Consider the following 14,169-nt stretch of genomic DNA (forward strand, 5'->3'; position numbering starts at 1 on the left):
AAGTCTGGCCAATTGCCGTTTTCAGTTCAGGAATTTTCAACAGGGCGCGATATGTCAGATCCGGCACTTCACATAGGCATCGACGCAACGACCTGGTCGAACGATCGTGGATTTGGCCGGTTTACTCGCGAATTCGTAACAGCCCTAGCCGCGAGAGACAGCGGGTTTCGTTACACCCTGATTTTCGACCAGCCACCGGCCTCTGACTGGCCGGTACCGTATGGAGTCGATGTCGTAACGGCGGCGACGGGCAAAGGGCTGAACGAAGCGGCGGTCGGTGAAAGTTCGCGTTCGGTCTGGTATCTTTGGAAGATGGGGAGGCTGGTGCGCCGCCTGCAATTCGATGTATTCTATTTTCCTGCCGTCTATTCCTATTTCCCGTTGCTGTCACGGGTGCCTTGCGTGACATGTTTTCACGACACAACTGCGGAACGGATCCCTCATCTTTTGTTTCCGACCAGAACCAATCACCGGTTGTGGCAGATCAAGACCTGGCTGGCCAAACAGCAGATGGTGCGGGCGATGACCGTTTCCGAGACATCCGCCAGAGACATGGTGAGCTATCTCAATATACCGCGCGGCAGGATTGATGTGGTGACCGAAGCGGCGGACCCGATCTTTCTCCCCATCAACGACAAGAGACTGGCGCAGGCAGCGCGTGAAAAGCACGGCATTCCAGAGCAGGCAGAACTGCTGGTTTATGTGGGCGGTATGAATGCGCACAAGAATATTCTTGGCCTACTCAAGGCAATGCCGGATGTCGTGCGGGAACGCCCCGAGGTACATCTGGCCATCGTCGGCTCCATCTCGGGGAAAGGTTTTTGGGATAATGTCCCTGAGTTGATGGCCTTTGTCCGGGACAACCCGGTGTTGGACAAACATGTGACCTTCACGGGCTATGTGCCCGATGCAGAACTAGTAGAGCTTTTTGCGTCAACCGCTGCACTAGTTTTCCCGTCTCTGTGGGAAGGCTTCGGCTTGCCAGCCGTCGAAGCGATGTCCTGTGGTGTTCCAGTGCTATCGTCTGATCGCGGCAGCCTGCCCGAAGTGGTAGGTGATGCGGGGCTTTACTACGATCCCGCAGATATTGGGGAGATCCGCGATACGATATTGCGGTTCTTTAACGATCCCGAGTTGCGCCAGGCCTTGGCAACCGCGGCTTTACTACGTGCTTCCAAATTCAGCTGGGAACAAGCGGCCAGGTTGGGCGAAGACAGTTTCCGGCGTTGTTATAATGATGTGTCTGGTAACGTGGCGTAGATCATCCGGACCCAGAATTTCTCCCAACCCTGACCTTTCCGTTTTTCGACGGGCCAAGAATAGAGTGGGTGGAACAGCAGAACAAATCGCGTCGTTACATTGTGGGACTTCAGCCAGATCAGATAATCGTGAATTTTCTGCAGATGATCGTGCGTTTCCTGCAATGCAGTTGGCCCTACAGTGATGGCTCCATTTCCAGGCACGATTGTCGTTGTTTCGTCAACATGGCTTAAAAGCACCTGTAACCCGGCCAGGTGACCGCTAAGGCTTGCCCCGCTGCCGATGCTAATGAAGGGGAGTTGATCCAATATCAGAACATCGCCCGCAGCGATGATATCCGCTTCTTTGAAATGGGCGATGATGTCACCGTTCGTATGTGCCATCGGGATATGGGTCAGGGTGATATCCTGCTCGTTGAAGGTAAAGGTATGATCTGTGTCGAATACAAAGGTTGGCAGGCTTTCGATTTCGAACGCGGTATAGGTATCAGCTTTGATGTTTTCGTAGGTTGCGCGATGCGCGATGATCTCGGCTCCTTTGTTGCTGAATGTTGCGTTGCCACCACGATGATCGCCATGAGAATGGGTATTGATGACCATGTTGACATCAAGCGCATCGATGGTTTCGAGTGCCGCCAGGACGCTATCGGTCATCTCTACATCACCTGAATCGATCAGCAATGTCCCATCCGGGCCGGTTGATATCGTGATGTTCCCGCCGGCTCCCCGCAAAACAAAAAAGCCATTACCCAGCGGGATGACGTTCAATTCGGGTGAGTATTTATAGATCTCTTTTGCCGCTGATTTTGTGGCATCACTGTCCCGCAGATAGACGTGCCAGATCAACCCCGCATAGCCTGCGGTGACCAGACACAAAGTCAGACCGACAAGAAATACTATTTTTCCGATAGAAATGTTCCAACCTCCTGCTTGCAATGCGGGATTTACCTACTACCGGCGCGGTTCTCGCATATGGCCAATATTTTCCAGCGCTACGGCTTGCCCACTACCAGTACTTTCGCGGACAGCTGCTGCCACCTGTAGCGCCCGCAGACCGGCGTGGCCATCGGCCAGCGGCGCGTCATAATTCCCCGCGATCATACGTTGGAAATCCCGCAACTCGTCCTGGAACGACAACAGGCAGGTGGATTGCCAGGTCTTCAGTTTCTCGCGGATCATGATTTCGGGGTAGAATTTACGTTGCCTAGTCTCTGGTCCGTCTGTTGTTGGCTTGGAGATCAGCAAGTTCTGCATCGGCGCATACGCGCCCCGCACCATGCCTTTGTCCCCATAAATCTCGACAAAAGATTTATAGCCTTTCCACTCGGCCCAGGTCGCGTGATAGGTGGCGGTGACCCCTTCGGGATTCCTGAACACTGCCATCGCGTTGTCTTCGGATCCGTCCACATGCCAGATATTTTCGGTCATCACCCCATATACCGAAGTGATTTCACCCAGGAAATAGCGGGCCAGATCGGTCATATGGATGCCGATATCCATCATGGCACCGCCGCCTGATTCCGGCATCTTGTATTCCCAGTCATGGCCGAAATTGTGCAGCCCGTTGTGACCGCCATAGATGCGTATATGGTCGATTTTTCCGATCTTGCCTGCATCAATCGCCGCGCGTGCAAAGCTTACGAAAGGGTAATATCTCAGATTGAAACCAACAGCGAGGATACGATCAGCATTCTTGGCGGCATCGACAATCCGCTGACCGCCCACGACCGTGTTTGACAGCGGTTTTTCACACAACACATGTAAACCACGGGCAAAGGCGGCCACACATGCGTCCTCATGCAGATGCGGAGGGATTGAAACGATCACGGCATCCATTCCAGTATCCAAAAACGCACTAAGATTCGAATATGCTGTGGCAGATGTGCCTTCGACTGCCGCCTTTGCCGCCTGCTGGTTCACGTCAACGACGGCAGCCAGTTCAGCAGTAGGGTCAGCGATGATCGACTGGACCCGCAATTTGCCGATCTTGCCAGCACCTACAACGCCAATTCGCATTCTGTTTCTCCTTAAATTCCAGTTTAAATTTTTGCTGTCAGCGCTATTGTTCTGGCCCGTTCAGCCTTACGGCCTTGAAGCTGCTATTCTCGAACAGAACGGCGCCCGGCCAGGGCGTTTCAGCATAAAGTACAGCATAATCGGCGCCATAACGCTGCGCGACTGCGATCCAGTCGATTCCGTTCCGATAGTTTCGTGCCATTTCGCGCAGGGCGGTGAATCCGCCACTGTTAATCGGGCCATGAACGGCCTCCATTCGGGTCCGCCATTCACGCATCGCCGCATCGTCAAATGGGATTGAAGTGTGATCGACGACGATGGCCCGGCCTGAGATTATTCGGAAGGATTCGAAATCTGGCGGCACTAGCCAGATCGCATCGGGCGGGCTCAGTTCAGACGCGGCACGGGAGATTTCGAAATTGTCGCCAGTCAGATCGGCCCAGACCAACTGTGCCTGCAGTGCGTTCAGGCCCCAAAGCCCCTTCTCACGCGTCAATGCTGTCGTGGTCAGTGTCACAGCCACCAGCAAGGTTGCCAGAGCCGCTCCTATCGGCTTGCCCGGACGCGGCGCGGCAATCAGGGCTAGCGCTGCCAACGCCAGCAGGGCCCGAAGACTTTGCTGTGTCAAACCATACCGGTATTGGGCGGCAACACTCATCAGGATCAATACTCCAAGGCCTGCCCAGCGTATCACGGACCAGACAGGTCCGCTGACCCAGCGCGGTCCCAGAACCAACGCCCCTGCGGAAATCAGCGCGAACACGATCGCATAGGGCTGCGCGTCTGCTGTGGCCAGTGCCAGACAGCCTGCCATGGTGATCCCCGCGAGGCGATCCCGATCAATCCAGTCTGCGACCAGCCAGCCAAAGGCAAGCAATCCAACCCACTTGACCACCATCAGCATTCGAAAAACCTGAGCAGTGACCCAGAGCCGGCTCTGCATCATGTCGACAAACCAAAGACTGACAGCACAAAGCGCCAATACGATCAGAGCCGCCAAAGAAAGGGCGAGAACCTCGCGACTGAAACCATGACGGAACTGGTGAAGGGCGAGAACGATACCGGCACAGCCAACAAACGCCAGCGCCTGCATCCAGGACAGCTGTGGGAAGCTCAGCCCCAGATAGTGATGCGGTGAACGGAACTGTGCCAGTGTCTCAAAAAACTCGGTATCGCTCATCCGAATGGCATTCGTGCCGGACATGGGCAAAATCCATACCAGATACATGGCGATCGCGAAGAGAAAACCAGACACCACGGCTGGTGCAAAGCTGCGCAGAACACCTGCCTCGGGGGGGCGTAACAATATGGAGAGCCCAATGGCGCAATAGGCGATCAACGCAATCTCCATGCCGATCAGCGGGTGGGCCAGGGCCGACAGGATCAGGGGGCCAAGTGCCCAGAATGGTTGTAATTTGATCAGCAGCACCATGCCGATCAACGCCAGTGGAATAGCTGGATTTGCGGGCTGGAAGCTTTCGAACCTAAGATAGCCGGCCAGACCAAGAGAGAAGCTGCCATTGGTGACGACAAAAACAGCAGCCAGCAGGCCGCCTAAAGCATTGGTATACAGCAGGCGCGTCGCTGCGTAGTAGGTCACTGAAGCCAAGGCAAAATTGCAAAGAACCGCAAGGCTGTGCGTGATCAGAGGCAGAGGAAGAATGTCGTGCAGCCAAGCCAGGACATGTGCGTAATAGATTCGTGGGCCGAATTGGGCAGCACTGTTCACATAGAAGTCGCCAGTCAGAAAATTTGGATCGCGCAATCGTTCGACGATCGGAAGTTGTTCAGCCTGGCTGCCATAACCGAACAGGGTACCCATCAACGGCATCAGGGCAAGAAGCGCCAGAAAAAGTATGATGTTCGCAGGCGCAAGAGGATCGGTTTGCCGGATATCTGCTGTCGGAGAGGCTCCCATCATGACCTTTCCTAAGCTCGCCTGGGCCGGACGGGCAGAACACCAGTCGCGATGATGCTTGCCCGGGTCAGCTTCCCACGGCCCATGCAGTCCGGAACTATGGCGGAAGATGACATTTCAACCATTGAGCAACTCATCGTTTGCGTCTGTGGCGAATTTGGCAGCGCGCCGCGCGATGTCGTCAAGGCCCCGGTTGCGTGCCGCTGCCGTGATTTCGTGAAAATATTGCCCAATCACCACGTCCTCGCTCCAGAGCCTGTCAAAAGCCTTGCGACCACGTTGCCCATCGGCAGCTGCGGCTGCCGGGTTTTTGATGTAATGCGTTAGCGCGCGCCGCAGATCCTCAGCCGTGGTAAACAGCTGCCCGCCGCCGCTGGCTTCGATGATCTCAGGGTAGGGGCCCAGTGCCCGGGCGACGATGGGGGTAGCTTCCCGAAAGGCTTCGAGCACCACCATGGGGAAGACTTCGTAGCAACGTGACGGAGTGACCACGGCCACCGCGTCCCGATAAAGCTGCTGCAGCTCGTGCATGGGTTTGCGACCAAGAAACCGCACCTTGGGGTTGCCTTCACCCAAGGCCCGCAACGTGCTTTCGTAGTTTCCGCTGCCGGCAATCCACAGTTCTGCCGGCAGATCGCTGAAGGCGGATATGACGTCCTGAAGCCCCTTGATAATCTCCAGTCGCCCAACGAACAGAACGTAAGGCTGCGATTGGTCTGCCTTAGCAGTTTCTGAGGCGCCGCCCTCGAATTTGGGTAGAAAGGATGGAAAGACCGTCATCGGCGCTGTGAAGCCGAAACGGCGGTGGTTGTCCGCCGAGGATTGGCTGAGCATCAAGAACCGGTCGACGTGGCGTGCATTACGCGAAATAAGGTTTGCGGCCCGCCACAATTGCGGTGGGCGTCGATGGCGCAGGACGCAACGCAGACAGCGTCGTTTGTCGCAAATCTCTCGATTGTCGCGCCACAGGATATGTGTGGGGCAGACCATCCAGTGCTCATGCGCGGTGTGCAGTTTGACCCCTGTGCCATATTTCCAGATGCCCGGTCCACCAATGAGCGAGATATTGTGAAAATGAACGACGTCGAAACGATCTGTCAGCAGGTCCCGCAATGCGGCGCGGTGCAGGGCCGGTTGGCCCAGTTGCTGCACGGCAAGGCTTGAGAGGACAGGTTGATTACTGGCCAGCCGGTGAACCGGGATGCCGTTATCCGAGGCGGGCGCTTCGGGGGTCGTTCCCGACAGGGCGCGGTATCCGTCAGTGTCATGGATAACCTCGACTTGGTGGCCGCGCGCCGCCAAGGCCCGGGCCAACCGCTGGACATAAACCCCGTCGCCGCCGAAATTGAACGGCGGGTAAAAGGTTGTCACCATGGCTATGCGCAGCCCAGTTTCCGTCATATGTCCCTCTTGCCAACCCGGCGGCACGGTCAGGTTTGCTATATGTTTCGGTTCCACCCCTTTTGAGAAGACTATGACCACATCAAGGGCGTGCAACGCTTTTTAAGGCAAAGTGCCGCCAATCTATGATTCGATAGCCTCAGGGCAGGATTCAGGCTGGAAATATTGTCTACAAAAAGCGAGTAAAGTAAGCTTTTTAGCAACTTTGTTTTTCTGTTTGCCGCAAGAACATGATTCCGCGCAAAATTCCGGCTACTATGTTCCGTGTCATGGTAAGGATCGGATCATGTGTGACATTAGCCTGTATCTTTTGGGCCGCTTGATTTGTTCGGTCGCAGCGCGTTTTTTAAGGGTATGTGACGTTTGTTTCAGAGTGTGATTGTGTGGAGGAAACCATGTCTTACCATGATTTGAGATTTGACCAGGGTGAAGGCACAGACCGAAACGGGTTGGCTGACCGGATTCTCAAGGGCGAGGTTTTTGTTTTCCGCGAAGCGTTGCAGACATTTGGCCTGAACGATATGTGGCGTCAGGCAAGTTTGCGCGGCATTGAGAAAAGTATCGGCAAGGATGCGGCCGAGCGTGCGGACCGCGACGGGTTCCACCGCATTCACGAATGGGTTGCGGCCGAAGATGTCCCGGCGATGACGGATGCCGTTTATGCTGAAATCGAACCGTCGGCGCATGAATTTCTGGATCGATTCATGCACGGGGCCTTCCCCGGCATTTCCAGCTTCTATTTTGAACGGACACCGAATGTGCGTTTTCATATTCCCTATGATCTGACCCAAGAACACAAAAAGGCCTATAGCGAATTTGCAAAGGATCACGGGCAAGGCAAGATCGCCGCGCATGGACCGCATCGCGACAGCTGGCTTGATTGCCCGTCCAACGGCCTGAATCTGTGGTTTGCCATGGGCCGGATTCGGCCTGGCAATGGCATGACGATTTATCCCAAGGATTATGAGGGCGAATATGTCTTCCAGCGTTCAGGCAATCTGGCGGATGGGCAGAAGCTGCACCAGAACTGGACTTTCGATCTGTATCCGGGCGACGTTCTGATGTTTCACACGGATCATGTACATGGATCGGTCCTTAACCGCACCAATGAGACACGCTTTGCGATCTCGTGCCGCTTGTCGATCGACAAGCCGGTTTTCCCGCAACTGCATCACCATACCTACGTTCATTCAGGGTGGAACAACTCTTCGGTGTTGAAGCCGCTGTCCGAGCTGCCAGCGATGATGCAACCCGGTTACGTTTCAAGCTTTGCCAAACGGGTCCGTGACAAGCTGATGCCCGCACTGGCACCAGGTGAGCCCGACCCCCTGCCGCCAGAAATCATCGGAACAAAGGTCGGGGACACCTACGAAGTGCCACTGTCAGCGTTGGAGGTGGGCGGCGTTCACGGGGTGTCGGCGGCGCTTTGCGTCGCACGGCTTTCCGAAGATACGGTGATCGCCCTGACCCGGCGTTGCCCGCATCAGGGGGGCGATTTGGCCAATGGCTGGATCGAGGATGGCAAGGTGGTCTGCCCCTGGCACAGCCTGCCCTTCGATCCGCATTCGGGCAAATCGGCCTGTAAGACATTGCCCAGCCTCAAGCGGGTTGCCTGCGAGATTCAGGGGGACAAGGTGATCATCGACCCCAAAACGGCACTCAATGTAGAGGATGGACGTCCCGAGGCAGCAATAGCATCGGCAGTAAGCCGCCCCACTGCCCAATGATCTATCCAGGGATTGAAAACGGTATCGCTTCGTCCCTGCCCTGCAGTCTTTATTCATGAGCAGCCCATGAAAACGATTTCCGTCGTATCGCCATGCTATAATGAAGAAGACAACGTCGCCATCTGCTATGAGACGGTTAAGGCGCTGTTTGCCGAACAATTGCCCGGATATCGGTGCGAACACATCTTTGTGGACAACGCATCAGAGGACGGGACGGTCAATGTTCTACGCGAAATTGCTGAGAAAGACGCTAATGTAAAAGTCATCGTCAACGCTCGGAATTTCGGGGTGTTCCGGTCGACATTCAACGGATTGCGTTATGTCAGTGGCGACGCGGTTGTGGTGATGCTGCCGGTGGATTTGCAGGACCCGCCCCGAATGATCCCCGAATTCGTTTCACTTTGGGAAAGCGGTTATGACGTCGTTGCCGGGGCCCGAGATACCCGCGAGGAAGGCCTTGTACTGCGGGCGGCTCGCAGCATCTTTTATGGTACGATCAACCGGCTTTCAGATGTGGAACTCAGGCCCAATGTCGGAGAGTTCCAACTGATCGACCGGCGCGTACTGGGGGCGGTGTTGGCGCATAACGACCACTACCCCTACATCCGGGGGATCATTGCGGCCTGCGGGTTCCGCAGGGTCATCGTACCTTATACATGGGAGGCCCGGGCCCGGGGTCTGTCCAAGCACAGCCTGCTGGCAATGATGGATCAGGCGCTCAATGCCATTTTTGCCTTCAGCCGGGCTCCAATGCGCTTTTGCACGCTAAGCGGTCTGGTCATCGCCACCATTTGTGTTCTGTTTTCGTTGTTCTCGGTTGTATTGTATTTTTTTGAACCCGGTCTGGCTCCGCGCGGGACGACAACGATCATCGTTTCGCTTTTCTTCCTGTCAGGGGTGCAACTTCTGTTCATTGGAATGCTAGGGGAATACATAACCGCGATTCATAATCAGGTGCGGGGCGGGCCGGTTGTGATCGAACAGGAACGGATCAATGTCGATCCCGCTTCGGACGGTTCGATTGTCACAGATGGCCATTCATCCGCGTAAAGGATGCGGCTATCTGGCTTTTCGCGACCACGGGAAATGCCCGGTCAGAACCCGGCCAATCAGAATATAGGCCAAGACAGCCGCTGGCAGCACCAGTATCCCCTGCGCAATAAAGGGTGACAGCCCTGTGCTCAGCAATACCTGCAGCCCAAGCGCATTCACACCATAGAGCGACAGGTAGGCCATTACATAGGTGTGCAATTGTGAAATGCCGCGGGTGCCAAAGACCAGTCGGGCATGAGTCATGTAGTTCCAGATCACACCCCCGAAATAGGCAATCGCCAGTGCCGGTTGCGGAGCCAGACCAAAGGCCAGAAGCAATGCGTAAAGCGCATAGCCGAAGATGGTATTCAGAACCCCGACTGCCAGAAAGCGAATGAACTCCCATATCTTTCCGGGGCCGTTCATGATCGTTCCTCCGCTGCCAGAGTTGCTGCTATAGCAGAGATCAGATCATGGCGGGGCTGAAATCCCGCCTCCTGACGCAATCGGGTCACGTCTGTCGCCAGTCGGTCAGGGTCGTCTGGCGCCCTTACGATCTTTCCCAGGCGAACGAGGTCAGGGCGGCCCATCTGACGGGCGGTCTCAGTGATGACCTCGCGGACCGCAACCGTATGGCCACTGGCAACGTTTATTGCCCCCTCTGCCTCAGAGGCAAGTAGCAGCGCCAGAGCAAAGGCCAGGTCGTCCACATGCAGAAAGTCGCGTTCCTGCCTGCCATCGGTACATTCTGCGGGTTTGCCCGCTTTGAGGTTGACTATCAGATCGCCCAAAAGCCGCCCTGGAGGTTCACCCGGCCCAAAGACGAAAAAGATGCGTGCCCATGCGATCGAAAGGCCAAGGGCAGGCCCTGCAGCGCAAAGGGCCAGGCCCGTCCCGGCCTTGGCCGCACCGTATAGTGAGCGAGGCCACAGGGGGCTGGTTTCGGTCAGTTCCGGCACAGACCAGTCATATTCGGCGCAGCTTCCGGCGCAAACCGCGCGCTGGCCGCCCATGCACGCAAATTTCCGAACCAGATGCAGTGTGGCTGCCATCCAGTCCAGATTGGCCCCAGAGGTCCAGCGGTCACGCGGTCCGTCGTGCCAGGCCAGATGAACCAGAAGACTGGCGCGGGCTGTTTCAAGGGCCTTGGTTGTCGCATCGGGGTCCAGCAGATCGCAGGTAATGTCGTTGGCCGGGTTTCGGCCCAGCGTGATCACCTCATGGCCTGCCTGTGTCAGAGCCGTGGCCGTCGCGCGCCCAATCAAGCCAGTTGCTCCGGTCAGTAGAACCCGTGCCATCAGCAGATCCTGACCTCCGGCACGGCGGTTGCGAACCGGGTGCCGTGGGCTTTGAGATCGGCCAACTGATCTGTGACCTCGTCTCGAATGTTCCAGGGCAGGATCAGCACATAACTGGGGGGCGCCTCGCGCAGCGCATCAACCACATGCACAGGGATGTGGCTGCCGGGTAGCAGCGTGTTCTGCTTGGCCGGGTTGCGGTCAACGCAGTAAGAGATCAGATCGGGACCGATCCCGGCATAGTTCAACAACGTGTTACCCTTGGCGGCCGCGCCATAGGCGGCGACAGTGTCGCCCCGGGCTTTTGCCTCACGCAGGAAGGCGAGCAGCCCGTCGCGCAGCGCCTCGACCTGAGTAGTGAAGTTCACATAACCATTGGGGCGGTCGAATTGTGCTGCGGTTTCGTCGGCGCGGACTTTAGCCACGCTGGAGCCCTCGGGATGGGTGGCCCCTTCAAGGCAGGCATAGACCCGCAGCGATCCGCCATGGGTGGGCAGCTCTTCCACGTCAAAGACGCGCAATCCGGCTTTGGCAAAAATCGTCTCGACCGCCAGCAGCGACAGATAGGAGTAGTGTTCGTGATAGATCGTGTCGAACTGCACACTTTTGATCAGGTTCAGAAGATGCGGAAACTCGACCGTATAGACCGCATCTCCCGACAGAAGGATGGCGATCCCCGAGACGAAATCATTGATGTCAGGCACATGTGCCAACACATTGGCCGAGGCAATAAGCGCCGGGGGCTGTTCGGTCTCGGCAAGCTTTAGAGCCAGCGCATCGCCGAAATAGTCGACCAGTGTGCGCACCCCTTTGTCCTGCGCTGCCGCGGCCACATTGCCCGAGGGCTCGATGCCCAGAACGGGAATATCCTTTTCGACAAAATACTGAAGCAGATACCCGTCATTCGAGGCGATCTCGATCACCAGATCGTCTGATCCAAGATCGAACCGTTTGACCATTTTTTCCACGTAATCCCGGCAATGGGCTAGCCAGCTATCTGAAAAGCTGGAGAAATAGGCGTAGTCGGTGGAAAATATCTCTTCTGCCGGGACAACATCGTCCACCTGTACCAGCCAGCAATTGGTGCAGACGCGGGCGTGCAGCGGATAAACTGGGTCCGGTTTGTAGGCGCGGGCTGGATCGATATAGGAATTGGCCAGAGGAGACAACCCGAGATCGACAAGCGTCATCTCAAGAAATGAGCCGCAATGGCGGCAGGTGGGATGGATCTTACCGGTCATACCTGTCTCTTACTCAGTGTTTCGAATTCAGCGATCTGGGCGTGGCACAGCTCGGTTGGTGGGGTGCCCCGGGCCCAGCCGGCATACCAATCCGCCGTCAGTCTAACAGTGTCCTCAAAACTCAGAACCGGGCGCCAGCCAAGCGCTGCGCGCGCCTGCGACACATCCAACCGGAGCATGTTGGCCTCATGCGGGGTGTCTGCGGATGTATCAATTTCAATCCGACCCTGTCCAAGCGCCCTGATAACGGCCTCGGCCACATCTAGAACCGGGCGTTCATCGTCGCGTTCGGGTCCAAAATTCCAGCCGCGGGCAAAGGCGTCGTCCCGCTCAAGTTGCTGGGCCAGCATCATGTACCCCCTCAGCGGTTCGAGCACATGCTGCCAGGGGCGGATTGCGCTGGGGTGGCGCAAAACTACGCGTTCCTCATTACTTAGGCATCCGCGCACGATATCCGGAACCAGCCGATCCTCGGCCCAGTCACCGCCGCCGATGACATTGCCAGCCCGCGCGGTGGCGATCCGGGCCGGATGCGGATCAACAGCGCTTTGCGTAAAAAAACTGCGCCGCATCGCTGCGGCGGCTATTTCGGTTCCGCCTTTCGAGGCGGAATAGGGATCGTGCCCGCCCATCGGGTCCGTTTCACGATACCCCCAGACCTGTTCGACATTTTCATAGGCCTTGTCCGAAGTGGCAACCACCACCGCGCGCAAACCGGGCCCGGCGCGCAACGCATCCAAAAGCTGCACCGTGCCCAGAACATTGGTGGCAAAGGTTTCAACCGGTGTTCGATAGGATCGCCGCACCAGCGATTGCGCAGCCAGATGAAAGACAAATTCAGGGTCGGTTTCCGCGATCAGCCGGTCCAGCGTGGCGCGGTCGTTCAGATCGCCGGTGACGGATCGGATATTGCCCTGATCCAGCAAAGCCCAAAGGTTTGGGTCTGTTTCGGGATGCAAGGCGTATCCGGTTACCCTAGCGCCAGCCTCAGCCAGCCAGGCGGCCAGCCAGGCGCCTTTGAAACCAGTATGCCCGGTCACCAGCACCCGCCGGCCTGAAAAGACGGCGGCGGTCATTCCCAGATTTTCCACGGCGCATCACCTGTGGCCCAATGTTCCTCAAGCTCCTGACGTTCGCGGATGGTGTCCATGGGCTGCCAGAAACCTCTGTGTTCGAAAGACATCAACTCGCCATCGTGTGTCAGGTTCATCAGAGGGCTGCGTTCCCAGATGGTGCTGTCGTCGCCAAGATATCTCTCTACTTCGGGGGAAAGCACAAAAAACCCGCCATTGATCAGGCCGCCATCCCCGATAGGTTTTTCCGAGAAGTTCAGAACTTGATTGCCCTGCATCTCAAGCTGACCGAAGCGGCGGGGCGGGGGAACCGCCGTGACGGTTGCAAGCTTGCCATGGGCGCGATGGAAATCGATGCCGCCCCGGACGTCGATATTGCCAACCCCGTCGCCATAAGTCAGGCAAAAGGCCTCTTCACCTTTGAGGTGGGGCATAACCCGCTTAAGCCGCCCGCCGGTCTGACTGTTTTCCCCCGTATCGACCAGCGTCACGCGCCAGGGTTCAGATTTGCTGTTTGCGATTTCCAGGCTGCCACTGGCCAGATCGACCGTGACATCCGAACTGTGCAGAAAGTAATTCGCGAAAAATTCCTTGATGACATAGCCCCTGTAACCAAGGCAGATGATGAAATCCGTGATACCATGAGCAGCGTAGATTTTCATGATATGCCATATGATCGGTTTGCCCCCGATCTCGACCATGGGTTTTGGTATTTTGACGGTCTCTTCGCTGAGCCGGGTACCCAGACCACCAGCCAGAATAACGCATTTCATAAAATCGCCCCCTCGTTCACAACGAAGTTCGTTACCAATTAATCGGCTTTTGAGCCGAACCAGACGCGGCCCCGCTTTACCAAATACTCGACCACAGTAGGACGGGAGGGCTGAGCCCTGTCAAGGTTCACAAGGCTATGAGTCGTGCCATACCAAATTTCCTTGGGCTCTAGCGTTGGCGAATACACAATATGCTCAGGTGGATGGTATTGTTGATTTGTCTATACACACTGAAAGTGACCCCAGATCGCACTGAAAGTCGTGCTCCGGGCCAAGATAACAAAAGATCAAACACAGGGTATCAATCAAGAATGCGTCCAGGGTTTAGCAGCGGCCATCTGCAAGCGTTGGAGCAATCTCGGCACTCTGAACTGCTATTGTTATTCAACGTGTTGAAGGCAAATTTTTTCCCACTGCCGAGTGGTCGAGGC

General features: G+C 56.4%; 12 protein-coding genes. 3 read left to right on the forward strand and 9 right to left on the reverse strand.

What is annotated here, in order from left to right; all coding sequences use genetic code 11:
- Nucleotides 1–51 precede the first annotated feature (51 nt).
- Nucleotides 52–1,260 carry a glycosyltransferase family 4 protein gene (locus tag RUM8411_RS21255; RefSeq protein WP_159453941.1) on the forward strand — a complete coding sequence of 403 codons (1,209 nt, stop codon included), beginning with the start codon at nucleotides 52–54 and terminating at the stop codon, nucleotides 1,258–1,260.
- Here RUM8411_RS21255 and RUM8411_RS21260 read toward each other — a convergent pair.
- From RUM8411_RS21260 to RUM8411_RS21275, 4 genes are all read right to left on the reverse strand, one after another.
- Nucleotides 1,230–2,135 (reverse strand): MBL fold metallo-hydrolase, encoded by a 906-nt coding sequence (locus tag RUM8411_RS21260; RefSeq protein ID WP_159453942.1) that lies wholly within the window; start codon nucleotides 2,133–2,135, stop codon nucleotides 1,230–1,232. The genes RUM8411_RS21255 and RUM8411_RS21260 overlap by 31 nt on opposite strands.
- Before the next feature lie 75 nt (nucleotides 2,136–2,210).
- A complete protein-coding gene (locus RUM8411_RS21265) occupies nucleotides 2,211–3,275 on the reverse strand; it encodes a Gfo/Idh/MocA family protein (protein ID WP_085824739.1) in 1,065 nt (354 codons plus the stop codon).
- 43 nt (nucleotides 3,276–3,318) lie between these two features.
- Nucleotides 3,319–5,196, reverse strand: coding sequence for a DUF6798 domain-containing protein (locus RUM8411_RS21270; RefSeq protein WP_085824740.1), 1,878 nt, complete (start codon nucleotides 5,194–5,196; stop codon nucleotides 3,319–3,321).
- Between the two features lie 114 nt (nucleotides 5,197–5,310).
- Nucleotides 5,311–6,594: a glycosyltransferase family 4 protein gene (locus RUM8411_RS21275; protein WP_143534960.1), complete on the reverse strand. Its 1,284-nt coding sequence runs from the start codon at nucleotides 6,592–6,594 to the stop codon at nucleotides 5,311–5,313.
- Nucleotides 6,595–6,989: 395 nt separating this feature from the next.
- On the opposite strand from RUM8411_RS21275, the gene RUM8411_RS21280 reads away from it, so the two are divergent.
- Together RUM8411_RS21280 and RUM8411_RS21285 are read left to right on the forward strand one after the other, a co-directional pair.
- Nucleotides 6,990–8,321 (forward strand): Rieske 2Fe-2S domain-containing protein, encoded by a 1,332-nt coding sequence (locus RUM8411_RS21280; protein ID WP_085824742.1) that lies wholly within the window; start codon nucleotides 6,990–6,992, stop codon nucleotides 8,319–8,321.
- A gap of 66 nt (nucleotides 8,322–8,387) precedes the next feature.
- Nucleotides 8,388–9,371: a glycosyltransferase family 2 protein gene (locus RUM8411_RS21285; protein WP_085824743.1), complete on the forward strand. Its 984-nt coding sequence runs from the start codon at nucleotides 8,388–8,390 to the stop codon at nucleotides 9,369–9,371.
- A 9-nt stretch (nucleotides 9,372–9,380) separates the two neighbouring features.
- Here RUM8411_RS21285 and RUM8411_RS21290 read toward each other — a convergent pair whose 3' ends face one another.
- From RUM8411_RS21290 to rfbF, 5 genes are read right to left on the reverse strand one after another with little or no spacing between them, the layout of a single operon-like run.
- Nucleotides 9,381–9,779, reverse strand: a complete 399-nt coding sequence (locus RUM8411_RS21290; protein WP_085824744.1) for a GtrA family protein — start codon at nucleotides 9,777–9,779, stop codon at nucleotides 9,381–9,383.
- Nucleotides 9,776–10,651: an NAD-dependent epimerase/dehydratase family protein gene (locus RUM8411_RS21295; protein WP_085824745.1), complete on the reverse strand. Its 876-nt coding sequence runs from the start codon at nucleotides 10,649–10,651 to the stop codon at nucleotides 9,776–9,778. The genes RUM8411_RS21290 and RUM8411_RS21295 overlap by 4 nt, the downstream gene beginning before the upstream one ends.
- Entirely contained in the window at nucleotides 10,651–11,892 is a 1,242-nt protein-coding gene (locus RUM8411_RS21300) for a class I SAM-dependent methyltransferase (protein WP_085824746.1), read from the reverse strand. Before RUM8411_RS21300 ends, RUM8411_RS21295 begins: the two co-directional genes overlap by 1 nt.
- Nucleotides 11,889–12,983, reverse strand: a complete 1,095-nt coding sequence (gene rfbG, locus RUM8411_RS21305; protein WP_143534961.1) for a CDP-glucose 4,6-dehydratase — start codon at nucleotides 12,981–12,983, stop codon at nucleotides 11,889–11,891. The genes RUM8411_RS21300 and rfbG overlap by 4 nt, the downstream gene beginning before the upstream one ends.
- Nucleotides 12,965–13,738: a glucose-1-phosphate cytidylyltransferase gene (gene rfbF / locus RUM8411_RS21310; RefSeq protein ID WP_085824748.1), complete on the reverse strand. Its 774-nt coding sequence runs from the start codon at nucleotides 13,736–13,738 to the stop codon at nucleotides 12,965–12,967. The genes rfbG and rfbF overlap by 19 nt, the downstream gene beginning before the upstream one ends.
- Nucleotides 13,739–14,169: the final 431 nt, after the last annotated feature.

The organism is Ruegeria meonggei, assembly GCF_900172215.1.
GTDB classification, from domain to species: domain Bacteria; phylum Pseudomonadota; class Alphaproteobacteria; order Rhodobacterales; family Rhodobacteraceae; genus Ruegeria; species Ruegeria meonggei.

Bases quoted from the DNA above. Each gene is read 5' to 3' on its own strand.
- RUM8411_RS21265 (WP_085824739.1), bottom strand. From the start codon at position 3,275: ATGCGAATTGGCGTTGTAGGTGCTGGCAAGATCGGCAAATTGCGGGTC.
- RUM8411_RS21270 (WP_085824740.1), bottom strand. From the start codon at position 5,196: ATGATGGGAGCCTCTCCGACAGCAGATATCCGGCAAACCGATCCTCTT.
- RUM8411_RS21275 (WP_143534960.1), bottom strand. From the start codon at position 6,594: ATGACGGAAACTGGGCTGCGCATAGCCATGGTGACAACCTTTTACCCG.
- RUM8411_RS21300 (WP_085824746.1), bottom strand. From the start codon at position 11,892: ATGACCGGTAAGATCCATCCCACCTGCCGCCATTGCGGCTCATTTCTT.
- RUM8411_RS21285 (WP_085824743.1), top strand. From the start codon at position 8,388: ATGAAAACGATTTCCGTCGTATCGCCATGCTATAATGAAGAAGACAAC.
- RUM8411_RS21295 (WP_085824745.1), bottom strand. From the start codon at position 10,651: ATGGCACGGGTTCTACTGACCGGAGCAACTGGCTTGATTGGGCGCGCG.
- RUM8411_RS21255 (WP_159453941.1), top strand. From the start codon at position 52: ATGTCAGATCCGGCACTTCACATAGGCATCGACGCAACGACCTGGTCG.
- RUM8411_RS21290 (WP_085824744.1), bottom strand. From the start codon at position 9,779: ATGAACGGCCCCGGAAAGATATGGGAGTTCATTCGCTTTCTGGCAGTC.
- rfbF (WP_085824748.1), bottom strand. From the start codon at position 13,738: ATGAAATGCGTTATTCTGGCTGGTGGTCTGGGTACCCGGCTCAGCGAA.
- RUM8411_RS21280 (WP_085824742.1), top strand. From the start codon at position 6,990: ATGTCTTACCATGATTTGAGATTTGACCAGGGTGAAGGCACAGACCGA.